This window comes from Streptomyces sp. NPDC008139, from assembly GCF_042957025.1.
Classification (GTDB): Bacteria; Actinomycetota; Actinomycetes; order Streptomycetales; family Streptomycetaceae; genus Actinacidiphila.
Genome location: NZ_JBIBHM010000001.1, coordinates 475,363 through 498,360 on the forward strand (window position 1 = coordinate 475,363; position 22,998 = coordinate 498,360).

General features: G+C 71.4%; 14 protein-coding genes. 3 read left to right on the forward strand and 11 right to left on the reverse strand.

All coding sequences use genetic code 11. The annotated features are described in order from the left end of the window. Nucleotides 1–308 precede the first annotated feature (308 nt). Both ACFZBB_RS02080 and ACFZBB_RS02085 read left to right on the forward strand, forming a co-directional pair. Nucleotides 309–1,304 carry a glycosyltransferase gene (locus ACFZBB_RS02080; RefSeq protein WP_391116860.1) on the forward strand — a complete coding sequence of 332 codons (996 nt, stop codon included), beginning with the start codon at nucleotides 309–311 and terminating at the stop codon, nucleotides 1,302–1,304. Continuing rightward, nucleotides 1,301–1,744 carry a GtrA family protein gene (locus ACFZBB_RS02085; protein WP_355348968.1) on the forward strand — a complete coding sequence of 148 codons (444 nt, stop codon included), beginning with the start codon at nucleotides 1,301–1,303 and terminating at the stop codon, nucleotides 1,742–1,744. Before ACFZBB_RS02080 ends, ACFZBB_RS02085 begins: the two co-directional genes overlap by 4 nt. Before the next feature lie 42 nt (nucleotides 1,745–1,786). Here the strand turns inward: ACFZBB_RS02085 and obgE are convergent, their stop codons facing one another. From obgE to ACFZBB_RS02115, 6 genes are all read right to left on the reverse strand, one after another. After that, nucleotides 1,787–3,229: a GTPase ObgE gene (gene obgE, locus ACFZBB_RS02090; protein WP_355348971.1), complete on the reverse strand. Its 1,443-nt coding sequence runs from the start codon at nucleotides 3,227–3,229 to the stop codon at nucleotides 1,787–1,789. A gap of 168 nt (nucleotides 3,230–3,397) precedes the next feature. Further along, nucleotides 3,398–3,652, reverse strand: coding sequence for a 50S ribosomal protein L27 (gene rpmA / locus ACFZBB_RS02095; RefSeq protein ID WP_031514533.1), 255 nt, complete (start codon nucleotides 3,650–3,652; stop codon nucleotides 3,398–3,400). Nucleotides 3,653–3,666: 14 nt separating this feature from the next. Next, complete coding sequence (rplU, locus tag ACFZBB_RS02100) at nucleotides 3,667–3,987, reverse strand: 50S ribosomal protein L21 (protein WP_355348975.1); 321 nt, start codon at nucleotides 3,985–3,987, stop codon at nucleotides 3,667–3,669. 448 nt (nucleotides 3,988–4,435) lie between these two features. Next, on the reverse strand, nucleotides 4,436–8,602 hold the full coding sequence (locus tag ACFZBB_RS02105; protein ID WP_391116863.1) for an Rne/Rng family ribonuclease: 4,167 nt from the start codon (nucleotides 8,600–8,602) through the stop codon (nucleotides 4,436–4,438). A gap of 216 nt (nucleotides 8,603–8,818) precedes the next feature. Next, the gene (locus ACFZBB_RS02110; protein ID WP_355349564.1) at nucleotides 8,819–9,601 is read right to left on the reverse strand and encodes a TIGR03936 family radical SAM-associated protein; all 783 of its coding nucleotides are present in this window, start codon (nucleotides 9,599–9,601) and stop codon (nucleotides 8,819–8,821) included. A gap of 217 nt (nucleotides 9,602–9,818) precedes the next feature. Further along, the gene (locus tag ACFZBB_RS02115; protein ID WP_391116865.1) at nucleotides 9,819–11,090 is read right to left on the reverse strand and encodes a hypothetical protein; all 1,272 of its coding nucleotides are present in this window, start codon (nucleotides 11,088–11,090) and stop codon (nucleotides 9,819–9,821) included. 531 nt (nucleotides 11,091–11,621) lie between these two features. Between ACFZBB_RS02115 and ACFZBB_RS02120 the strand changes: the two genes are divergently transcribed. Then, complete coding sequence (locus ACFZBB_RS02120) at nucleotides 11,622–15,023, forward strand: CARDB domain-containing protein (RefSeq protein WP_391116867.1); 3,402 nt, start codon at nucleotides 11,622–11,624, stop codon at nucleotides 15,021–15,023. A gap of 101 nt (nucleotides 15,024–15,124) precedes the next feature. Here the strand turns inward: ACFZBB_RS02120 and ACFZBB_RS02125 are convergent, their stop codons facing one another. From ACFZBB_RS02125 to mreD, 5 genes are all read right to left on the reverse strand, one after another. Further along, nucleotides 15,125–17,050: a TIGR03960 family B12-binding radical SAM protein gene (locus ACFZBB_RS02125; RefSeq protein ID WP_391116869.1), complete on the reverse strand. Its 1,926-nt coding sequence runs from the start codon at nucleotides 17,048–17,050 to the stop codon at nucleotides 15,125–15,127. 230 nt (nucleotides 17,051–17,280) lie between these two features. Continuing rightward, nucleotides 17,281–18,840, reverse strand: coding sequence for a CHAD domain-containing protein (locus tag ACFZBB_RS02130; RefSeq protein ID WP_391116872.1), 1,560 nt, complete (start codon nucleotides 18,838–18,840; stop codon nucleotides 17,281–17,283). A gap of 93 nt (nucleotides 18,841–18,933) precedes the next feature. Then, nucleotides 18,934–20,133, reverse strand: coding sequence for a rod shape-determining protein RodA (gene rodA, locus ACFZBB_RS02135; protein WP_391116874.1), 1,200 nt, complete (start codon nucleotides 20,131–20,133; stop codon nucleotides 18,934–18,936). Further along, nucleotides 20,130–22,340, reverse strand: coding sequence for a penicillin-binding protein 2 (mrdA, locus tag ACFZBB_RS02140; RefSeq protein ID WP_391116876.1), 2,211 nt, complete (start codon nucleotides 22,338–22,340; stop codon nucleotides 20,130–20,132). Before mrdA ends, rodA begins: the two co-directional genes overlap by 4 nt. After that, on the reverse strand, nucleotides 22,337–22,993 hold the full coding sequence (gene mreD, locus ACFZBB_RS02145) for a rod shape-determining protein MreD (RefSeq protein WP_391116879.1): 657 nt from the start codon (nucleotides 22,991–22,993) through the stop codon (nucleotides 22,337–22,339). Before mreD ends, mrdA begins: the two co-directional genes overlap by 4 nt. Nucleotides 22,994–22,998: the final 5 nt, after the last annotated feature.

A 22,998-nucleotide genomic window follows, 5' to 3' on the forward strand; every position in this document is an offset into this window, starting at 1 on the left:
GCGTGCGGTATACCTGTCCGGAACTCCGGCCGCGCGCGACGTTACACGTAATGCGGAATCAGGAATTCGGTTGCCCATCGTTGGGTGAATTCTGCATTGAGCCGCAAGGGCGCTTCGCGTAACTTTCCCCGACGCCTTGTTCGGCGCCCAAAGCAGGGCCACAGGCCGTCCTACGCTGACGCAGAGCGTGCGGAATCACGTGCGGATCCGTCCGCCGGGACCGCACTCACTCAGCACTTACCCAGCACTCGACCTGAATCCGCACCCGCATCCGCCCTGCATCCGCGTACGGCGCCGAAAGTGATCTCATGCGACTGTCGATCGTAGTTCCCTGCTACAACGAAGAAGCCGTGATCGAGCTCTTCGACGTACGCATCCGGGAGACCCTCACGGCGCTCTCCGTCGATTACGAGCTGTGCTACGTCGACGACGGCAGCTCCGACCGCACACTGGAGCGGCTGCGGGCCCTGGCCGAGAACCGCGAGGCGAGCACGCGATACGTGTCCTTCAGCCGGAACTTCGGCAAGGAGGCGGGCATCCTGGCCGGGCTCAAGGAGGCGACCGGGGACGCGGTGGTCGTGATGGACGCCGACCTCCAGCACCCGCCGGAGCTGATCGCGCGCATGCTGGAGCTGCACCGCGCCGGACACGACCAGGTGATCGCGCGGCGCACCCGCGAGGGCGACAAGAAGCTGCGCACGGCCGCCAGTCGGCTGTACTACCGGATGATCAACAAGTGGGTGGACGTCGAACTGACCGACGGCGTCGGGGACTTCCGGCTGCTGTCGCGGCGCGCGGTCGACGCGCTGCTCGCGATGCCGGAGTACAACCGCTTCTCCAAGGGCCTTTTCTCCTGGATCGGCTTCGACACCGTCACGTTCGACTACCGCAACGCCGCGCGTGAGGCGGGCGAGACGAAGTGGCACTTCGGCGCGCTCATCAATTACGGCATGGACGGGCTGATCTCGTTCAACAACCGGCCGCTGCGGCTGGCCATCTATCTCGGAATGGCGCTCAGTGCCATCGCGGCGGCGTATGCCGTGGTCGTCACCGTCATGGCGATGATCAAGGGACCCGACGCGCCCGGTTATGTGACGCTGCTCGTCGCCGTCGTCGGTCTGGGCGGGCTCCAGATGCTGATGCTGGGGTTGATAGGCGAGTACATTGGGCGCATCTACTACGAGACCAAGCGACGGCCGCACTTCCTGGTCAAGGAGACGAACGCGCCGCGGGCCTTCGGGGTGGCACGGCAGGCCGGCGCCGCACCGACGAGCGCGTCGCTGCCCCGGATGGAGATCCGTTGAGCCTGGCAGGCACCCGCTCACCGCAACTGCTCCAGATCGTGCGGTTCGCCCTCGTGGGCGGGGTCAACACCGCCACCTTCTACGGCTTCTACCTGGCCCTGCACCCGTGGATGCCGTACTTCGCCGCGTACACCCTGGCGTTCGTGCTCAGCATGATCGGGTCGTTCTTCCTGAACACGTACTTCACGTACCGGACGCGGCCCACCTGGCGGAAGTTCCTGCTCTTCCCGCTGACCAACCTGACCAATTACGTGGTCACGAGCGTCGGCGTCTACGCCCTCGTGGAGTGGGCGGGCATGAACGACAAGATCGCCCCGCTGGCCGCCGCGGCAGCCGCCATCCCCTTCACATACCTCCTGAGCCGCCGCATCCTGACCCCGCCGTCCGCGCTCGCCGAGCCCGATCCGAACCGCCCCTCCCCGGCCCACGCGGACGCCTGACCCACCCCGACCGGCCCCCTTCCCAGGGGGCCGGTCCCGCGTTTACTTGAACGGGTCGAAGCCGTGGTATTCCTCTTCGGCGTCGTCGCGCTCGGCCTGCTTGTCGCGGCGGCGGGTGACGGCGGCGCGGGGAGCGTCGAAACGGTGGTCCTCGCCGCGGCGGCCGAGCATTTCGGCGCCGGCGGCCATGCTGGGCTCCCAGTCGAAGACGACGGCGTCCTCGTCGGGGCCGATGGCGACGGCGTCGCCGGCGTTGGCGCCGGCCTTGAGGAGGGCGTCCTCGACGCCGAGGCGGTTGAGGCGGTCGGCGAGGTAGCCGACGGCCTCGTCGTTGGAGAAGTCGGTCTGGCGGACCCAGCGTTCGGGCTTCTCCCCGTGCACGCGGTACAGGCTCTCGCCGTCGTGGGTGACGGTGAACCCGGCGTCGTCGACGGCCTGCGGGCGGATGACGACGCGGGTGGACTCCTCCACCGGCTTGGCGGCCCGCGTCTCGGCGACGATCTTCGCCAGGGCGAACGACAGCTCGCGCAGCCCCTCGTGGGAGACGGCCGACACCTCGAAGACCTGGTAGCCGCGGCTCTCCAGCTCCGGCCTGATGATCTCGGCGAGGTCGCGCCCGTCGGGCACGTCGATCTTGTTGAGCACGATCAGCCGCGGCCGGTCCTCCAACCCGCCGCCGTACGCCCGCAGTTCCTCCTCGATGATGTCGAGGTCGCTGGCGGGGTCGCGGTCGGACTCCAGCGTCGCGGTGTCCAGCACGTGCACGAGCACCGAGCAGCGCTCGACGTGCCGCAGGAACTCCAGGCCGAGACCCTTGCCCTGGCTGGCGCCGGGGATCAGACCCGGCACGTCCGCGATCGTGTAGACGGTCGAACCAGCCGTCACCACACCGAGGTTGGGCACCAGCGTGGTGAACGGGTAGTCGGCGATCTTCGGCTTGGCGGCCGACAGCACCGAGATCAGTGAGGACTTGCCCGCGCTCGGGTAGCCGACCAGCGCCACGTCCGCGACCGTCTTCAGTTCCAGGACGATGTCCCGCGCCACACCGGGCTCGCCGAGCAGCGCGAAGCCGGGCGCCTTGCGGCGGGCCGAGGCCAGCGCCGCGTTGCCGAGGCCGCCGCGACCGCCCTGGCCCGCGATGAAGGTGGTGCCCTGGCCGACGAGGTCGGCCAGCACATTGCCGTCCTTGTCCTGCACCACCGTGCCGTCGGGCACCGGCAGCACCAGGTCCGTACCCTCCTTGCCCGACCGGTTGCCGCCCTCGCCGGGCTTGCCGTTGGTCGCCTTGCGGTGCGGGCTGTGGTGGTAGTCGAGCAGCGTCGTGACGTCCTGGTCGACGACGAGGATCACGTCGCCGCCCCGGCCGCCGTTCCCGCCGTCGGGGCCGCCCAGCGGCTTGAACTTCTCCCGGTGAACGGAGGCGCAGCCGTGGCCTCCGTTACCCGCGGCGACATGCAGCTCGACGCGGTCCACGAAGGTGGTCATGGCATTCCTCCAGATACGTACGGGGTGGTGCGGATGTGCACGGGGTGGTGCGGTACGCGCGCTTTCACGCGTTCCAAGACGTAACACGCCGAGGGCGGCCCCGCTTCCCTGGTCGGGAAGCGAGGTCCGCCCTCGGAGGTGAAACTGTGTCGCTCTACGGTGCCTGAATCAGGCGGCCGGAACGATGTTCACTACACGACGCCCACGCTTGGTGCCGAACTCGACCGCACCGGCGGAGAGGGCGAACAGCGTGTCGTCCTTGCCGATGCCGACGCCGGAGCCCGGGTGGAAGTGCGTGCCGCGCTGGCGGACGATGATCTCACCGGCGTTGACGACCTGGCCGCCGAAGCGCTTGACGCCGAGCCGCTGAGCGTTGGAGTCGCGACCGTTCCGAGTGGACGATGCGCCCTTCTTGTGTGCCATCTCTCCTCAGTCCCTTACTTCGCAGCCGTGGGGATGCCGGTGATCTTCAGCGCCGTGTACTGCTGGCGGTGACCCTGGCGACGGCGGTAGCCGGTCTTGTTCTTGTAGCGCAGGATGTCGATCTTCTGGCCCTTGTGGTGGTCCACGATTTCGGCCTCGACCTTGACACCGGCCAGCACCCACGGGTCGCTGGTGACGGCGTCGCCGTCGACGACGAGCAGCGTCGAGAGCTCGATCGCGTCGCCCACCTTGCCCGTGGGAATCTTGTCAACCTCAACGATGTCGCCGACAGCCACCTTGTGCTGACGACCACCGCTACGCACGATTGCGTACACGCGGATCTCACTCTCTCGCTCTTGAAATCGGACCCCTGATGCCAGCCGTCCCGATGGTGCGCGGGGGGCCTCTCCCGGCGGACCGGGAGGGATTTGCTCAGAAGTGGGCGCACAAACGCCGAAGGTCAAGACTACGGAGGGCCTCCGGCCCGGTCAAATCCGCCCTCCCGCACCCGTGAACGGTCGCGCGCCCCGTCACGGCACCGGCGAAGTGCGCTGCCGATGCGCAAGGGCATGTTTTTAGGGGCGCGGGGAACTGCGCGGCCCGCCCCCACCGGGCTGTCAGCCCGGAAACAACAGCATCTGCCCCGCTGGGGCCGGTTCTTAGGCCGCGCCACCGTCGTGGCTGAGCGCGCAGTTCCCCGCGCCCCTTCGGGGCACAGCCCGCCCGCAGGGTGGACGCGCGTGGCCCGCGCCCAGGGCAGGGCGCGGGCCACGTGGGGCCGGACTACTCGGAGGGGGCGGCCGACTTCTTGGCGGCAGCCTTCTTCGTGGTCGTCTTCTTGGCCGCGGCCTTCTTCGTCGCCGTCTTCTTGGCGGCAGCCTTCTTCGTGGCGGCCTTGCGCGGCGCCCGCTTCTTGGGCTCCGCGTCAGCGGCATCGGCGGCCGGTGCCTCGGCCGGGACGACCACGACGGCGGCGTCGTCGGCGCCCGAAGGCGACCCGGCGGGAGCCGTCACCTTGCGCGTGGCACGACGACGGGCGCGGGCCGGGGGCTCCGTGGAGACCTCGGGCTCGGGCGCGGCCTCGACCGGGGCCGTCGGGGCCTCGGCGGGGACGACCACGACAGCGGCGTCCTCGGAGACCGCGGGAGACCCGGCGGGAGCCGTCACCTTGCGGGTGGCGCGACGACGGGCGCGGGCCGGGGGCTCCGTGGAGACCTCGGGCTCGGCGGCCGGCGCCTGCTCGATGACGGGCTCGCTGACCGGGACCACCACGACGGCCGGTTCCGGCTCGTGGTCGGCCGCGGGCGGCGCGCCCGCGGGCGAGGTGGCCTTACGGGCACCGCGCCGCCGGGAGCGGCCACGGCTGCCGTGGGCGGCGGCCTCGGCCTCGGCCGCGGTGCCGAACCACTCCTCCTCGGGGTCGCCGACGGTCGGCACCAACTCGGCCTCGCCGACCTCGATCGGCTCCAGCTCGGGCAGTTCGTCGGCCGAGTCGGCCTCGTCCGCCTCCAGCACGTGCTCGTTCTCGTGCTCGTGGTCGTGACCGTCGCCCGCCGCGCCGCCGTTGCCGGACTTGCCGCGCCGCTTGCGCTTGCCGCCGCCACCGCCGGTGGTGGTCGCCTGGTCCATGTGGACGATGACGCCGCGCCCGTTGCAGTGCACGCAGGTCTCGGAGAAGGACTCCAGCAGGCCCTGGCCGACCCGCTTGCGGGTCATCTGCACCAGGCCGAGCGAGGTGACCTCGGCCACCTGGTGCTTGGTCCGGTCCCGGCCCAGGCACTCCAGCAGCCGCCGCATGACCAGGTCGCGGTTGGACTCCAGGACCATGTCGATGAAGTCGATGACGACGATGCCGCCGAGGTCCCGCAGCCTGAGCTGGCGGACGATCTCCTCGGCCGCCTCCAGGTTGTTGCGGGTGACGGTCTCCTCCAGGTTGCCGCCCTGCCCGGTGAACTTGCCGGTATTGACGTCGACCACGACCATCGCCTCGGTCTTGTCGATCACCAGCGAACCGCCGGAGGGCAGCCACACCTTGCGGTCCAGCGCCTTCAGAAGCTGCTCGTCGATGCGGTACGTCGCGAAGACGTCGATCTCCGAGGTCCAGCGCGACAGCCGGTCCGCCAGGTCGGGCGCGACGTGGGTGACATACTCGTGGATCGTGCTCCACGCCTCGTCACCGCTGACGATGACCTTCGAGAAGTCCTCGTTGAAGATGTCGCGGACGACGCGGACGGTCATGTCCGGCTCGCCGTAGAGCAGCGTCGGCGCGTTGCCGCTCTTGGCCTTCTTCTGGATGTCCTCCCACTGCGCCTGGAGGCGTTCGACGTCGCGGCGCAGCTCGTCCTCGCTGGCGCCCTCCGCCGCGGTGCGGACGATGACGCCCGCGTCCTCGGGGACGATCTTCTTGAGGATGGTCTTCAGCCGGGCCCGCTCGGTGTCGGGGAGCTTGCGGCTGATACCGGTCATCGAGCCCTCGGGCACGTACACCAGGTAGCGGCCGGGCAGCGAGACCTGGCTGGTCAGGCGGGCGCCCTTGTGACCGATCGGGTCCTTCGTCACCTGGACGAGGACCGGCTGGCCGGACTTGAGCGCGGACTCGATACGGCGCGGGCCGTTGCCCATGCCGAGCGCCTCGAAGTTGACCTCGCCGGCGTACAGGACGGCGTTGCGGCCCTTGCCGATGTCGACGAACGCGGCCTCCATGGACGGCAGCACGTTCTGCACCTTGCCCAGGTAGACGTTGCCGACGTAGCTGGTGGCCTGCTCCTTGTTGACGTAGTGCTCGACGAGGACGTTGTCCTCCAGCACGCCGATCTGGGTGCGCTCGCCGTTCTGCCGGACCACCATGACGCGCTCGACGGCCTCGCGGCGCGCCAGGAACTCCGCCTCGGTGATGATCGGCACGCGGCGGCGGCCCTGCTCGCGACCCTCGCGGCGGCGCTGCTTCTTGGCCTCCAGGCGCGTGGAGCCCTTGATGGACTGCACCTCGTCGGCGCCGGTGCCACCACCGGACTCCGACTTCTGGCGCGGCTCGCGGACCTTGACGACCGTGCGCTCCGGGTCGTCGCCGCCGTTGGCGGAGTCATCGGCGCCGGAGTCGGAACCGCGACGGCGACGGCGCCTGCGGCGACGGCTGGTGCTGGAACCCGAGCCGTGGTCGTCGTCGTGCGCCGACTCGTCGGCGGAGTCCTCCTCGTCGTCGCCCTCGGACGACTCGTCCTCGTCGTCGGAGGACGCGGCGTCCTCGTGCTCGCTGGACTCGCCCCGGCGACGGCGGCGACCGCCGCGGCGGCGACGGCGGGACGGGCGGTCCTCGCCGTCGTGCTCGCCGTCGGCGTCCGCGTCGTTGTCCTGCTCGTCGTCCGCGTCGGTCTCGGCCTCGTCCTCGTCCACGGCGGTGGCCGCCTCGGCGGTCACCGGCTCCGCGGCGGAGCCGCCACGGCGACGGCGACGGCGGCGCGGGCCGCTGTCCCGCTCCTCGGTCTCGTCCTCGTCGGCGACGGCGGGCTCCTCCGCGACGGCACCGGCCGCCACGGACTCGGCCGTGGGCGCCTGGAACACCGGCGGCTGGAAGACGGCCGTCGGCGGACGCGACGCCCTGCGGCGTCCGCGCGCCGGGCGCTCCTCGGTCCTGACCTCAAGGGTGATGGACGCGACGGGGATGCCGAACGCCTCGGCGAGGGCGGCCACCGCGTTGGCGTTCGCCTCCTCGACCGTCTGGCCGTAGCCGCGGATCTCGTACGCGTCGTCGACCTCGACGTTCCACTCGTCGCCGTCCTGGAGCGCCTTCCCGGTGTACTCGAAGCGCTCTTCCGGCGTGTCGTGCGCACTGGCGGTGACGGTGTCGCTCTCGGCCTCGGCCTCGTCCCGGGGCGCCAGCGCGCCCGGCTTCAGCCGCCGGGAGCCGTCGCCCGCGGAGAACGTCGCCGCAGGCGCTCCGGCCGTGCGCTTGCGCGACCGCCGGGCGCGCGGCTCCGGCTCGGCGGCCGGGGCGGGCGGCGCCACGGGCGCCGCGGGTGCGGGGGCCTCGGCGATCTCGCCCGCGGTGCCGTCGGCGGCGGGCGCGGCCACCTTGCGCGTGGCACGGCGGCGGGCGCGCGGCGGAGCGGCGTCCCCAGCGGGCGCCTCGGCGGCGGGCTCGGCGGTCGCCGGGGCGGGCGTACCGCTGTCGGACGCGGCCGTGTCGCTGTCGGGAGAGCTGTCGTCCGTGGAGGCGGCCGGGGCGGCCACCTTGCGAGTGGCGCGACGCCGGGCGCGCGGCGGGGCCGCGTCCCCAGCGGGGGCCTCGGCGGCGGCCTCGGCGGTCGCCGGGGCGGGCGTACCGCTGTCGGACGGGGCCGTGTCGCTGTCGGTGGTCTCGTCGGCGGTGGAGGCGGCCGGGGCCGCCACCTTGCGAGTGGCACGGCGGCGAGCGCGCGGCGGCGCGGCGGGGGCCTCGTCGGAGGCGGCGGTGTCGTCAGCGGTGGAGCCGGACGTCGCAGCGGTGTCCGTACCGCCATCAGGGGCAGCGCCCGAGGCGGTCTCGTCGGCGGTGGAGGCGGCCGGGGCCGCCACCTTGCGGGTGGCGCGACGACGGGCACGCGGCGGGGCGGCTGCCTCGGACGCGGAGGCGTCGTCGGAGGCCGGAGCCAGGCTCTCGGCGGCCTCGGAACTCATGGGGGCGGCCGTGGCGGCGTCGGAGGCGGCCTCGTCACCGGCGGTCACGGCCGGAGCGGCGACCTTGCGGGTGGCGCGGCGGCGGGCGCGCGGTGCGGGCGCCGCGGACGCGTCGGCGTCGTCGGTGGCCGGAGCCGGGGCCTGGGCCGCGGGCTCGGCGGGGGCAGAGCTGCCGGCGGCGTCGGTCGGGGGGCCCGCGGGGCGGGAGGCGGCCCGGCGGCGGCGCGGCGGCGCGGCCTCGGCGGCGGGCTCGGATGTGGGGGTGGGTTCGTTGGAATCGGTCTGGTCGTGCATTCGGGCAATGCTCCCGTCGAGCTCCCGGGCGCCGCGTCCATGTCCGGTGCGGCGGGCCGCTTGGTCGCGGTGCCGCTGTCCGGGGGCGCGGGCGCCGCACGGGAACTGCTGTGTCGCTCGTCGGCACCGCGTCGGCGGGTCGACGAAAGTCTCATGTGGTCTGCGGCGCCGGACCCGGGTGGCTCCCTGGTGCGTCGGCGACGCGTGACGACGTGGCTACGCGGACCCGGCAGGTACCGTCACAGCGTCGCGATCATGCGCGAGCGGGTCGGTGACCGTGCCGGACTCCTCGTCGAGCGGCCCCTGCGCCAGCCTGGTCACCGCTGCGGGGACCGGCGGCGCGAGGTCGGCCGTCGCGTGGAGGCCGGACAGTACGTCGTCGGGCCGTACGGCAGGTGTCAGGTGCCGTACAACCAGCCGCAGTATCGCACAGGCGCGGTCCTGCGGCCTATCGGCACCCTGTTCGGACATGTCCGCGTCGTGCCCGGCGCCGTTGTCCGGCGTGTCGTCCACGACTTCCAGGCGCGTGACGGCGCCGCGGGTGTCGAACGTGCGGATGCCGTTCTTCGTCTTGCGCTGTACTTCCACGGTCTCCGCGGCGAGGAACGCCGCGACGGCCTGTCGTGCCTCGGCCGGGTCGACACCGTCGAGCCTGACCTGCCAGACGGACGCCTCCAGGCGTTCGGCGAGTCCCGAGGTCCGGGCCTCGACCGCCTCGATGACGTCGAGTCCCGCGGGCAGCGACTCGTCGAGCAGCAGCCGCAGCTTCTCCGGGTCGACGCTGCGCGCGAGGGCGATCTCCAGATACTCCGCCTCGCTGCCGACGCCGGTGGGTGCGGCGTTGGCGTACGACACCTTGGGGTGCGGGGTGAAGCCCGCCGAGTACGCCATCGGCACTTCGGCGCGGCGCAGGGCCCGCTCGAAGGCGCGCTGGAAGTCGCGGTGGCTGGTGAACCGGAGGCGGCCACGCTTGGTGTAGCGCAGTCGAATGCGCTGCACCGCCGGTGCGGGCGGCGGACCTTCGGGCTGTCGCTTGCCCAGTGTCGTTCAGTCCCTCGTGCGTACTCGTGTCCCGGGGGCCCGTCACCGGGCCCGCTTGTCTTTCACAAGGTTACGCCGCGTCGCGCGTTGCTGTTGACGGGTGACCCCCGCCCTGTGGACAACTCGGGGTCGACAGTCTCGGGGGGAACGCCCAGAACCGGTGCCGGTCCCCCGCTCAGCGGTGGGTCGGCGGACGCAGCTTGTCGAGGTCGGGGCCGGGCCGCTTACGGTGGCGGGCCGCCGGCCGGGGCAGCGCTTGCGCGGCGAGCGCGCTCGCCACGAGCGCGTCGGCGGGATCGGGCGCCTCTGACGCCTCGGCCGCGTCCGTGGCCGGCGCCGGGCCGAAAGCCCCCGGCTCGTACCCGGCCCGCCGCGGCGGCAGCCGCCGCTCGGCGGCGCCGACCGGATCGCCGAAGAGCGCCCTGCGGGTCTCGGCGCGCAACTCGCGCAGCGAGCGGCGGGCGTCGGCGACCGCTTCCTTGACCGGCTGCCAGACCGCGCGCCGGTACCAGCGGCCCGCGGCCCGTACCGCGCGCAGTACGGGAGCGCCGGTCCGGCTCCAGACCCAGGCGGCGGGGACGGCGATCAGCACGCGGGCCAGCCACGCGATGCCGCGGCCGACGGCGCGCGAGACATAGCCGGTCACCCGCCAGGCGTGGCCGAGCGCCGCGCCGACCTCGCGTGCGACGGGGACGACGACGCGCCGCCACACGAAGCCGACCGGCAGCACGACCAGGGTTCTGACCAGCCAGAGCAGGCCGAGCCAGGTCATCCGCAGCGTCCACGCGAGGCCGCGGCCGACCGGCGTGAGCACGTACCGCCACAGCGCCGCAAGCGGCCACACCAGCGCGTACCGCACGAAGAAGACGACGGCCGCGGCGAGCGCGAGGGCGAGGGGCACCAGCAGGGAGTGCCAGAGCCAGCGGGCGGGCACGGCGAGGAGGTAGTGGCCGAGCCAGGAGGCGCCCGCGCCCAGGCCCGCGCCGAGAGTCAGCAGCGTCCAGCGGACGGCGCGGCCGACGGGCGCGAGCACGTACGTGTAGAGGGCGGTCAGGGGGACGACGAGCAGCCAGTGCGCGAGCAGTCCCGTGCCCGTGCCGAGCATCCGCAGTGTCCAGGCGGCGGCGTGGCCGAGCGGCACGAGCACGTACCGCCACAGGGCGACGACCGGGACGACGACCAGGTAGCGGGTCAGGAAGACGGCCGGGATCACCACCAGGGTCCGCACTGCCCGGGCGAGCGCGGCGCCGAGGACCCGCAGCGGCGGGAGCAGCAGGCGGCGCCACGTCCAGCGCAGTCCGGCCGAGGTCGCGCGCCCGGCCGTCGCGAGCGCGTCCCAGAGCAGGCGCAGCGGCAGCACGACGGCGAAGGCGACGAGACGGACCGGCATACGTATGGCGACGGTCAGGCAGCCGTCGCCGCTCCCCCGCGGGTGTTCCAGAGCCATGCGGTGAACCTACCCGCAGGGCTTGGCGGGTTGTCGTACCGCGCGGTGTCCGCAGCCGGATCGGCACCCGGCGGATACCGCCCGGAGACGTCGCGCGGCGGCGGTCGGCCGCGTGTCACGGCCGTACGGCACGGCCGCGCACACGGGCCGGAGCGCGGCCCGACGTGCTCCGGCGAGCACTCCTCCAAGTACGGCTCCACGCACGCCTCGAAGCGCGGCTCGCAGCACCGCGCAAAAACGCTCCGCCACGGCGCGGGCCAGGGGCCTTGCGCAGGTCTCGCCCCGTCAAGTCGTCGGCGGCGGGCATGTGTTGGGCATGCGCGGGTCTTGTCAGCAAATCGAATGACGTGCGTAAACCGTTGACAAGTAGGTGACACGATCGCACCATGTGACTCGCAAAAAGCTGGTCAATGCTTTCTCAATTCTTCACATCTGTATGCAACTTCACGGCAGGAGCCGCCTCGCGTCCTGCGAACCCCGCGCGTCCCGCGCGTCGTCCGCGCTCTCTCGTTCCGACTGAACAGAGGACACATGAAACGGAAACAGCTCAGCCGTCGGCTGATCACCGGCCTGGTCACCGCCGGTCTGATCGCCATCGGGCTCCTGCCACTGTCCGGGGCCGCCGCCGCGGCCGACCGGCCCAACCTCGCCTCGGGAAAGGCCGCTTCGTCGAGCGGCGCCGTGGGCGGATACCCCGCCTCCGCCGTCACCGACGGCAACCAGGGCACGTACTGGGAAGGGCCGAACAACGCCTTCCCGCAGTGGGTGCAGATCGACCTCGGCGGCAGCGGTGCCGCAGTCGACCAGGTGGTGCTCAAGCTGCCGGCCGGCTGGGAGGCGCGCACCGAGACCATCGCGGTGCAGGGCAGCACCGACGGCGCCGCCTTCAGCACGCTGTCCGCCGCGCAGGGCCGCACCTTCAACCCGGCTTCCGCCAACACCGTGACGGTCGACTTCAGCGCCGCGACGGTCCGCTACGTACGGCTGAACATCACCGCCAACACCGCCTGGCCGGCCGCGCAGATATCCGAGCTGGAGGTCCACGGCACGACGGTGACCGACCCCGGCGGCCCCGGCGATCCGGGCCCCGGTGACGGCACGGGCAAGGACCTGGCGCGCGGCAAGCCGATCGAGGCGTCCTCGACGGCCCAGTCCTTCGTCGCGTCCAACGCCAACGACGGCCAGGCCGGCAGCTACTGGGAGTCCAACGGCTTCCCGTCGACGCTGACGGTCAAGCTCGGCTCCGACGCCGACATCACCTCCGTCGTCGTCAAGCTCAACCCCGACGCCGCGTGGGGTCCGCGCACGCAGAACATCCAGGTGCTCGGGCGCGGCCAGAGCGCGACCGGCTTCACCTCGCTGAAGGCCAGGGCCGACTACGCGTTCAGCCCGTCGAGCAACCAGAACACCGTGACCATCCCGGTCACCGGCCGGGCCGCCGACCTTCAGCTCGGGTTCTTCTCCAACTCCGGCGCCCCGGGCGGCCAGGTCGCCGAGGTGCAGGTCATCGGCGTACCCGCGCCCAACCCCGACCTGACCGTCACCGCGCTGTCGTGGACCCCGACCGCCCCGGTCGAGACCGACACCGTGAACGTCAGCGCCACCGTGAAGAACATCGGCAGCGCCGCGTCCCCGGCGACCACCGTCAATGTCAGCGTCGGCGGTGTCGTCGCGGGCAGCGCCCCGGTGGCCGCCCTCGCCGCCGGTGCGTCCGCCACCGTCCAGGTCGCCGTCGGCAAGCGGGCGGTGGGCAGTTACACCGTCTCGGCCATGGTCGACCCCAATGGCACCGTCATCGAGCAGAGCAAGGACAACAACAGCCTCGCCTCACCGACGAAACTGGTCGTCGCGCAGGCGCCGGGCCCCGACCTCGAAGTGCTCGGCATCACCTCCAATCCGGCGAGCCCCGCGGTCGGCGCGGCCGTCTCCTTCACCGTCTCGGTGCACAACCGCGGCACCACCTCGACGGGCGTCGCCACCGTCACCCGCCTCACCGTGGGCGGCACCACGCTCGACACCAGCACCCCGGCGATCGCCGCGGGCGCGACCGTCACCGTGAACGTCACCGGCACCTGGACCGCGACCAGCGGCGGCGCCACCCTCGTCGCGACCGCGGACGCCACCAACGTCGTCACCGAGACCAACGAGAACAACAACACCTTCTCCCGCTCGATCGTGGTCGGGCGCGGCGCCGCCGTCCCGTACACCGAGTACGAGGCCGAGGCCGCCACGTACCAGGGCACGCTCCTGGAGACCGACCCGCTGCGCACCTTCGGCCACACCAACTTCGCGACCGAGTCCTCGGGCCGCAAGTCGGTACGGCTGAACACCACCGGTCAGTTCGTGGAGTTCACCTCCACCAACCCGACCAACTCGATCGTGGTGCGCAACTCGATCCCCGACGCCGCGAACGGCGGCGGCATCGAGGCCACGATCAGCCTCTACATCAACAACACGTTCAACCGGAAGATCACCCTGTCCTCGAAGCACAGTTGGCTGTACGGCAACACCGACGGCCCCGAGGCGCTGACCAACTCCCCGCAGGCGGACGCCCGTCGGCTGTTCGACGAGTCCAACGCGCTGCTGTCGACGACGTATCCGGTGGGCACCAAATTCCGCCTCCAGCGGGACGCGACCGACACGGCGTCGTTCTACGTCATCGACCTGATCGACCTGGAGCAGGTGGCGCCGCCGAAGGCCAAGCCCGCCGAGTGCACGTCGATCACCGAGTACGGCGCGATCCCGGACGACGGGATCGAGGACACCGCCGCGATCCAGCGGGCCGTGACCGACAACCAGAACGGCGTCATCAACTGCGTGTGGATCCCGGCGGGCCAGTGGCGCCAGGAGAAGAAGATCCTCACCGAGGACCCGCTGCACCGCGGCCAGTACAACCAGGTCGGCATCAGCAACGTCACGATCCGCGGCGCGGGCATGTGGTACTCGCAGCTCTACTCGCTGATCCAGCCGCAGGACGCCGTGGGCAGCATCAACCACCCGCACGAGGGCAACTTCGGCTTCGACATCGACAACAACACGCAGATCTCCGACATCGCGATCTTCGGCTCGGGCCGGATCCGCGGCGGTGACGGCAACGCCGAGGGCGGCGTGGGCCTCAACGGCCGGTTCGGCAAGAACACCAAGATCAGCAACGTGTGGATCGAGCACGCCAACGTCGGTGTCTGGGTGGGCCGCGACTACGACAACATCCCCGCCCTGTGGGGACCGGCGGACGGCCTCGAATTCAGCGGGATGCGCATCCGCGACACCTACGCCGACGGCATCAACTTCACCAACGGCACCCGTAATTCGAAGGTCTTCAACTCCTCCTTCCGCACCACGGGCGACGACTCGCTCGCGGTCTGGGCCAACAAGTACGTCAAGGACCAGTCCGTCGACATCGCGCACGACAACCACTTCGTGAACAACACCATCCAGTTGCCCTGGCGCGCCAACGGCCTGGCGATCTACGGCGGTTACGGCAACACCATCGAGAACAACCTCGTCTACGACACGATGAACTACCCGGCGATCATGCTGGCCACCGACCACGACCCGCTGCCGTTCTCCGGTCAGACGCTGATCGCCAACAACGGCATCCAGCGCGGCGGCGGCGTCTTCTGGGGCGAGGCGCAGAAGTTCGGGGCCATCACCCTGTTCGCCTCCACCAGTGACATCACCGGCGTCACCATCCGGGACACCGACATCGCCGACTCCACCTACGACGGGATCCAGTTCAAGAACGGCGGCGGCGCCATGCCGGGCGTCACCATCAGCAACGTCACCATCGACAAGTCCAACAACGGCGCCGGGATCCGCGCCCAGGGCGGCGCGCGGGGCAGCGCCAATCTGTCCCACGTCACCATCACCAACTCCGCCAACGGCAACGTCCTCATCGAGCCCGGATCGCAGTACGTGATCAACGGCTCGTAACCGAAGGCTCTCGCCCCCCGAGAAAAAAACCCGTGGCCCCGCACGCGTCCTGCGTGCGGGGCCACGGGCCGTGCCGCGCTACCTCGCGGCGGCGCCGACCGTCACTTCACGACCGACAGCGGCAGCAGCTTCTGCCCCGTCGGACCGACCTGGATGTGGGTGTCCATCTGCGGGCAGACACCGCAGTCGAAGCACGGCGTCCAGCGGCAGTCGTCGACCTCGGTCTCGTCCAGGGCGTCCTGCCAGTCCTCCCACAGCCAGTCCTTGTCGAGGCCGGAGTCCAGGTGGTCCCAGGGCAGGACCTCCTCGGCGGTGCGCTCGCGGGTGGTGTACCAGGACAGGTCGACGCCGAAGGCGGGCAGTTCGGCCTCGGCGGCGCGCAGCCAGCGGTCGTAGCTGAAGTGCTCGCGCCAGCCGTCGAACCGGCCGCCGTCCTCGTAGACGGCCCGGATGACGGCCGACACCCGGCGGTCGCCGCGGGAGAGCAGGCCCTCGATGATGCCGGGCTTGCCGTCGTGGTAGCGGAAGCCGATGTTGCGGCCGTACTTCTTGTCGCCGCGGATCGCGTCGCGCAGCTTCTCCAGCCGGGCGTCGGTCTCTTCCACGCCGAGCTGCGGGGCCCACTGGAAGGGGGTGTGCGGCTTGGGCACGAACCCGCCGATGGAGACGGTGCAGCGGATGTCGTTCTGCCCGGTGACCTCGCGGCCCTTGGCGATGACCTTCTTCGCCATGTCGGCGATCTGGAGGACGTCCTCGTCGGTCTCGGTGGGCAGCCCGCACATGAAGTAGAGCTTCACCTGCCGCCAGCCGTTGCCGTACGCGGTGGCCACGGTACGGATCAGGTCCTCTTCCGAGACCATCTTGTTGATGACCTTGCGGATCCGCTCGGAGCCGCCCTCGGGGGCGAAGGTCAGACCGGAGCGGCGGCCGTTGCGGGTCAGCTCGTTGGCCAGGTCGATGTTGAAGGCGTCGACGCGGGTGGACGGCAGGGACAGGCCGATCTTGTCGTCCTCGTACCGGTCGGCGAGGCCCTTGGCGACCTCGGCGATCTCGGTGTGGTCGGCGGAGGACAGCGAGAGCAGGCCGACCTCCTCGAAGCCGGTGGCCTTCAGGCCCTTCTCGACCATCTCGCCGATCCCGGTGATGGACCGCTCGCGCACCGGGCGGGTGATCATGCCCGCCTGGCAGAAGCGGCAGCCGCGCGTGCAGCCGCGGAAGATCTCCACCGACATCCGCTCGTGCACGGTCTCGGCCAGCGGCACCAGCGGCTGCTTGGGGTACGGCCACTCGTCGAGGTCCATCACGGTGTGCTTGGACACCCGCCACGGCACGCCGCTGCGGTTGGGCACGACGCGGGAGATCCGGCCGTCGGCCAGATACTCCACGTCGTAGAAGCGCGGCACGTACACCCCGCCGGTCCTCGCCAGCCGCAGCAGCACCTCGTCCCGGCCGCCGGGGTGGCCCTCGGCCTTCCACGCGCGGATGACCTCGGTCATCTCCAGGACGGCCTGCTCGCCGTCGCCGATGACGGCCGCGTCGATGAAGTCGGCGATCGGCTCGGGGTTGAACGCGGCGTGGCCGCCCGCCAGCACGATCGGGTCGTCCAGCGTGCGGTCGGCGGCGAGCAGCGGGATGCCCGACAGGTCGAGCGCGGTGAGCATGTTGGTGTAGCCCAGCTCCGTGGAGAAGCTGAGGCCGAAGACGTCGAAGGCGCGGACCGGGCGGTGCGCGTCGACCGTGAACTGCGGCACATCGTGCTCGCGCATCAGCGCTTCCAGGTCGGGCCACACGCTGTACGTGCGCTCGGCCAGGACGCCCTCGCGCTCGTTGAGCACCTCGTAGAGGATCATGACGCCCTGGTTGGGCAGGCCCACCTCGTACGCGTCCGGGTACATCAACACCCAGCGGACGTCGGTGCTGTCCCACTCCTTGACGGTGGAGTTCAGCTCGCCGCCGACGTACTGGATCGGCTTCTGGACGTGCGGGAGAAGTGCTTCCAGGCGCGGGAAGACCGACTCGACAGGCATCTCGGCGACTCTCATCAGACGGCTGGGACTCCCCCGGCCGGCGGCGTGGGGGCTGGGTGACCCTCAAGGGTACCCGTGTCTCACGGCGGCCCGGTCCCGCTCATCTGTCACGGCCCCACCGCGCCCAGGCCCCGCCCATATACGGCGCCCCCATCGCGCCCCTGTACGGCGGCCCCGCCGCACCCAGGCCCGGCCTCTGTACGGCGGCCCCGCCGCACCCAGGCCCCGGCTCAGATGTCGCGGTCCGCCGACCGCCAGACATCCGGCAGTTCCGCCTCCACGGCCGCCGCTCTGGCCCGCTCGGCCGCGATCAGCGCCGTGTACGCCTCGGTGGGCTCCCCAGCCGCCCGCGCCTCCCGCGCGGTACGGCCGAGCGCGGCCCGGCACATCACGCTGTCCTGGTGCTCGCCGAGGAGCTGCTGGACGGACTTCATCCGGCCGGTGTGGGCGGCGGCCCGCTTGCCGACCACCGGCTGCGCGGCCTCGCCGCAGTAGCGGGCGCGCTTGGCGGATTTGCGGGCCTCGTGCAGCGCGATGTCGCGGTCGCCGCCGGGCGGCAGCGCCAGCGCGGCCTGGATCTGCCGCCGCAGCCGCAGGTGGTCGCGGCCCACGGCGGCGGTGGCGGCCTCGTGGGCGGGCGCGGCGGCCGACACCAGGAACGGCGGCAGCACGAGCAGCGCCTCCAGGCTGTCAAGCAGCGCGAAGTAGCGGGTCCCTTTCAGCACCCGGACCAGGGCCGCGTGGGACCGCGCGTGGCTGTCGGCGGCCAGGCCCCGCAGCCGGTCGCGTACGGCCGCGGTGACCAGCGCGGGGTCGGCCTCGGCGAGCAGCCCGTCCACGCGGTCCGCGAGCACCTCGCGGTCGCGTTCGGTGCCGAGGACGGCGGCCAGCCACTTCAGCTCCGCGCCGAGCGGGTCGGTGGCACCGCGGTCCAGTTCCCTGCGGAAGCTCTTGAGGGCGCTGCGGGCCCTGCGGGTGGCGACCCGCATCCGGTGCACGGCGTCCTCCTGGTCGCGCCGCACCAGCGGGTCGAGCGCGAGGATCGCGGTGAGCTGTTCGCGCAGGTACCCGGTGGCGACCTCGCCCGCGGTGGCGGGGGTGCCGGGCGGCGCGGGCGGTTCGGCGAGCCGGTCGCCGAGCGCGCGGGCCAGTTTGGAGCGGGAGGCCGAGCGGCGCTGCCCCGCCGCCGTCAGCCGTTCCTCGACGGCGTCCAGCAGGGCGGGCGGGCCGCGCATCAGCTCGACCTCGGTCTCGGTCCAGCTCGGGCCGTCCGCGCCCGCGCCCGCGTCGGCGCCGGTCTCGTACGCACCGGTCTCGTACTCGACTGCCGCGTACACGTACGCCGTGACCTCGTCGTGGGCGATCTCGGCGAGCGCGCCGCCCTCCGCGTCCAGCAGCAGGGTCCGGTGCCGGGTTGTGCGCAGCCGGACCACCGGGTTCAGCGGGCGGCCCCTGAGCAGCGCGGCGACCTCGGTGCGCAGCTCCTCGGGCGGGGCGTCGTCGGCGGCGCCCAGCGGGACGCGGACCTCGGTGCGGGTGTCGGGCTCGCCGGTGGGCAGTTTCAGGTGCCAGCCCGCGTCCTCGCCCCCGGTACGGCGGCGGAGCGTGGTGCGGTGGGCGGCCAGCGCGAGGCCGGCGGTGTCGTAGTAGACGGCGTCGAGGAGGACGGGGTCCAGGCGCCGGATTCCGGCGACGGACGGCAGTCCTTCGAGGTCGGGAGGCGTCAGGGGGCGGCCGGGGCCGTCACCGGCCTCGTACTTGCGTTCGGTCTCGCGCACTCGCTGACCCATGCTCGACGGTAACCGGGCGCCCCGCCCGCGAGCAACGGCGCGGCCGGCCGGGACGGGATCCGCGGACCCCTTCCGACCGGCCGGGCCCGCGCGTCACGCCGACATCGGCCGCTGCATCCGTACGGACTGCAACAGACCTATGGCCACACAGTTGGCGAACATCGATGATCCGCCGTACGACACAAAGGGCAAGGGGATACCCGCGACCGGCATGATGCCCAGCGTCATGCCGATGTTCTCGAAGGACTGGAAGGCGAACCAGGCGACGACTCCGGCGGCGACGATCGTGCCGTACAGGTCGGTGGCATTGCGGGCGATGGCGCAGGCCCGCCACAGGATGAGGCCGATCAGCGCGATGATCAGGGCGGCGCCGAGGAAGCCCAGTTCCTCGCCCGCGACCGAGAAGACGAAGTCCGTCTGCTGCTCGGGCACGAACTGGCCGGTGGTCTGGCTGCCGTGGAACAGGCCCTTGCCGAGCAGACCGCCGGAACCGATGGCGATCCGCGCCTGGCTGGTGTTGTAGCCGACGCCCGCCGGGTCCAGGGCGGGGTTGGCGAAGGCCGCGAAGCGGTCGATCTGGTACTTGTCGAGGATGCCGAGCTGCCAGACGGCGAGGGCGCCGCCGATCCCGGCGGCGATCAGGCCGAACACCCACCGGTTGGACGCGCCGGAGGAGAGCAGCACCCCGAGCACGATCGCCGCCATCACCATCACCGAGCCGAGGTCCGGCATCATCATGATGATCAGGATCGGCAGCGCGGCCAGGCCCAGCGACTGGAGCACGGTCCTGTGGTCCGGATGCTCGCGGTCGCCCGCGTCCACCCGCGCGGACAGCACCATCGCCATGCCGAGGATGATCGCGACCTTCACGAATTCCGACGGCTGGAGCGAGAAGCCGCCGCCGATCACGATCCACGAGTGCGCGCCGTTGACGGTCGAGCCGAGCGGGCTGAGCACCGCGAGGATGCCGAGGATCGCCAGCACGTAGTAGAACGGCACGATGCCGCGCATCCTGCGGTGCCCTATGACGACGACACCGATCGCGAGACCCGCGCCGATCCCGGCGTTCATCAGGTGCCGCATCAGGAAGTAGTACTGGTCGCCGTGGGTGAGGTTGGTGCGGTTGCGGGTCGCGGAGTACACCAGCATCGTGCCGATGGCGGTCAGCGCGAGCGACGCGAAGAGCAGCACCCAGTCCATCCGGCGCGCTATCGAGTCGCGGGCGAGGAGCTTGCCCAGCGTGGACCGCTCGGGGGTGAAGCGGCGGATCGAGTAGCTGTTGGTGGCACTCATGACCAGGATTTCCTGCCTTGCAGCAGCTTCTCGGTGCGGGTCGGGGTGAGGGCCGCGAGCACCGGGCCCGGGTCGCCCGGCGTGCCGTGCTGCGACGGCGTCAAGGTGGTGTCGGAGGCGGGCACGACGACGCCGTCACCGGAGATCTTCGGCAGCGCGGCGACCGGCTTGGGCATGATGCCCTTGCTCGCGTCGATCTTCGGGCCGTCCTTCTCGATGCCGTACATCGCCTCGTAGATCCGGCGGACCGCGGTGCCCGAGGCGCCGGAGCCGGTACCGGCCTGCGAGATCGTCATCACGATCGTGTAGTCCTTGGTGTACGTGGTCAGCCACGAGGTCGTCTGCTTGCCGGAGACCTCGGCGGTACCGGTCTTGGCGTGCAGCGTGATCTTGTCCTGCGGCCAGCCGGCGAACTTCCAGTTGGCCGTACCGTCCGTGACGACGCCCGCGGTGGCCTTGTTGATGTACTTCAGCGTCGACTTGGAGTCGGGCAGCTTGCCCGCCACCTTCGGCTTGATCGGCGTGACGGTCTTGCCGTCCGCGCTGACCACGGCCTTCCCTATGGTCGGCTGGTACAGCGTGCCGCCGTTGGCGAGCGCCGCGTAGATCCGGGCCATCTGGATCGGCGTGACGAGCGTGTCGCCCTGGCCGATCGCGTAGTTGACGGAGTCACCGGCACGCAGCACGTAACCGTCGGTGCAGTTCTCCCGCGCGATGGCGGTGGCCAGGTCGTTCTTCTTACTGGTCTTCTTGAGCTTGCACCAGTAGTCCTTCATCGCGTCGTAGTAGCTCTGCTTCCACTGACGGTCGGGGACGCGGCCGGTGACCTCGCCCGGCAGGTCGATGCCGGTCTTGGCACCGAGGCCGAACTGGTGGGCGGTCTTGTAGAACCAGTCCTTGGGGTGCTTGGGGTCGGTGCCGCCGTCCTTCTGCCACTGGTCGTACGCGATGCCGTAGAACACGGTGTCGCAGGAGACCTCCAGGGCGCGGCCGAGCGAGATGTCGCCGAAGCTCTCGTTCTCGAAGTTCTTGAAGACCTGGTTGCCGATGGTCATCGACGAGGTGCAGGGGTAGCCGCCGTTGATGTCGTAACCGGCGTTGACGGCCGCCGAGGTGGACACCACCTTGAAGGTGGAGCCGGGCGCCGACTGGCCCTGCGTGGCGCGGTTGAGCAGCGGGAAGTTGGACTCGGTCTCATTGAGCGCCTTGTAGTCCTTGGCGGAGATCCCGCCGACCCACTCGTTGGGGTCGTAGGTGGGGGCGCTGGCCATGGCGATGACCTGGCCGGTGCTGTTGTCCAGGACGACGGCCGCACCGGAGTCGGCCTTGTAGTTCTGGTGGGTGATGCTGTCGTACGTCGTGCGCGCGTCGGCCATGGCCTGCGCGAGTTCCTTCTCGGTGAGCGCCTGGACCTTGGAGTCGATGCTGGTCACCAGGTTCGCGCCGGGCTGCGCCGGGGTGTCGCCCGCCTTGCCGATCACCCGGCCGAGGTTGTCGACCTCGTAGCGGGTCACGCCCGCCTTGCCGCGCAACTGCGCGTCGTAGACGCTCTCCAGGCCGGAGCGGCCGATCTGGTCGGAGCGCTGGAGCGGCGCGTCGGTCTTCTCCGAGGCGGTCAGCTCCGCGTCGGTGACCGGCGACAGATAGCCGAGCACCTGCGCGGTGTTCGCCTTGGAAGGACCGGGGTAGCGGCGTACGGCGGTGGGCTCGGCGGTGACGCCGGGGAAGTCCTCGCGCCGCTCCATGATCTGGAGCGCCTGCTGGGTGGTGGCCTCGTCGGTGATCGGGATCGGCTGGTACGGCGAGCCGTTCCAGCACGGCTTGGGCGTCTTCGCGTCGCACAGGCGCACCTTGTCGGTGACGTCCTTGGGGGTCAGCCCGAGGACACCGGCGAGCCGGGTCAGTACGGCCAGGCCGTCGTCGCGCTGCTTGAGCAGGTCGGTGCGGGAGGCGGAGACCACCAGGCGCGTCTGGTTGTCGGCGAGCGGCACACCGCGGTCGTCGAGGATCGAGCCGCGGACGGCCGGGGTGACGACCTGCTGGATGTGGTTGTTCGCGGCCTTCTGGTCGTACTCCTGGCCGTTGCGGATCTGGAGGTACCACAGGCGTCCGCCGAGGGTGAGCAGCAGCGACACCACGAGGATCTGGAGGATGACCAGGCGGATCGTGACCCGGGAGGTGCGCCCGGTCTCCGGGATGTTGCTCACCTTCTGGCCCCCCTGGGCATCGAGGCCATCGTCTTGGCCCGGCCGAACAGGCCGCGCTGCGGGCTGATCCCGGAACCGGTCCTGGTACGGGTGGGCCGGGTGCGCAGCGCGCTGCCGCCGAAGCCGCCCGTCGGGTCCTCGGTGAGCGGATCGTGGTCGAAGCGTCTGGCCAGGGCCATCACGAGCGGCACCACGAAGGGCGCGAGCAGCAGGTCGTAGATGGTCGCGGTGAACACCAGCTTGGGCAGGCCCACATGGGCGCCCGCGGTGTCGCCGACGAGACTGCCGACGCCCGCGTACAGCAGCGTGGTGCCGACGGCCGCGCCGATCACGACGAGCATGGGTCCGGCTGCCGTGCGCAGTTGGCCGCTCTCGGGCTTGGCGAGTCCGGCCAGGTAGCCGATGACGCACAGCACCAGCGCGTAGCGGCCGACCGCGTGGTCGGCCGGTGGCGCGAGGTCGGCGAGCAGTCCCGCGCCGAAGCCGATCAGGCAGCCGCCGACGTGGCCGTAGGCGATGGCCAGGCCGAGCACGGTCAGCAGCAGCAGGTCGGGGACCGCGCCGGGCAGGTGGAGCCGGGCCAGCACGCTGACCTGGGCGACCATGGCGATCACCACGAGGACGGTGGAGAGCACGATCCGGTTGAGGCGCACGGTGT

Bases quoted from the DNA above. Each gene is read 5' to 3' on its own strand.
- ACFZBB_RS02120 (WP_391116867.1), top strand. From the start codon at position 11,622: ATGAAACGGAAACAGCTCAGCCGTCGGCTGATCACCGGCCTGGTCACC.
- rodA (WP_391116874.1), bottom strand. From the start codon at position 20,133: ATGAGTGCCACCAACAGCTACTCGATCCGCCGCTTCACCCCCGAGCGG.
- rpmA (WP_031514533.1), bottom strand. From the start codon at position 3,652: ATGGCACACAAGAAGGGCGCATCGTCCACTCGGAACGGTCGCGACTCC.
- ACFZBB_RS02105 (WP_391116863.1), bottom strand. From the start codon at position 8,602: ATGCACGACCAGACCGATTCCAACGAACCCACCCCCACATCCGAGCCC.
- ACFZBB_RS02080 (WP_391116860.1), top strand. From the start codon at position 309: ATGCGACTGTCGATCGTAGTTCCCTGCTACAACGAAGAAGCCGTGATC.
- ACFZBB_RS02115 (WP_391116865.1), bottom strand. From the start codon at position 11,090: ATGGCTCTGGAACACCCGCGGGGGAGCGGCGACGGCTGCCTGACCGTC.
- ACFZBB_RS02130 (WP_391116872.1), bottom strand. From the start codon at position 18,840: ATGGGTCAGCGAGTGCGCGAGACCGAACGCAAGTACGAGGCCGGTGAC.
- ACFZBB_RS02125 (WP_391116869.1), bottom strand. From the start codon at position 17,050: ATGCCTGTCGAGTCGGTCTTCCCGCGCCTGGAAGCACTTCTCCCGCAC.
- obgE (WP_355348971.1), bottom strand. From the start codon at position 3,229: ATGACCACCTTCGTGGACCGCGTCGAGCTGCATGTCGCCGCGGGTAAC.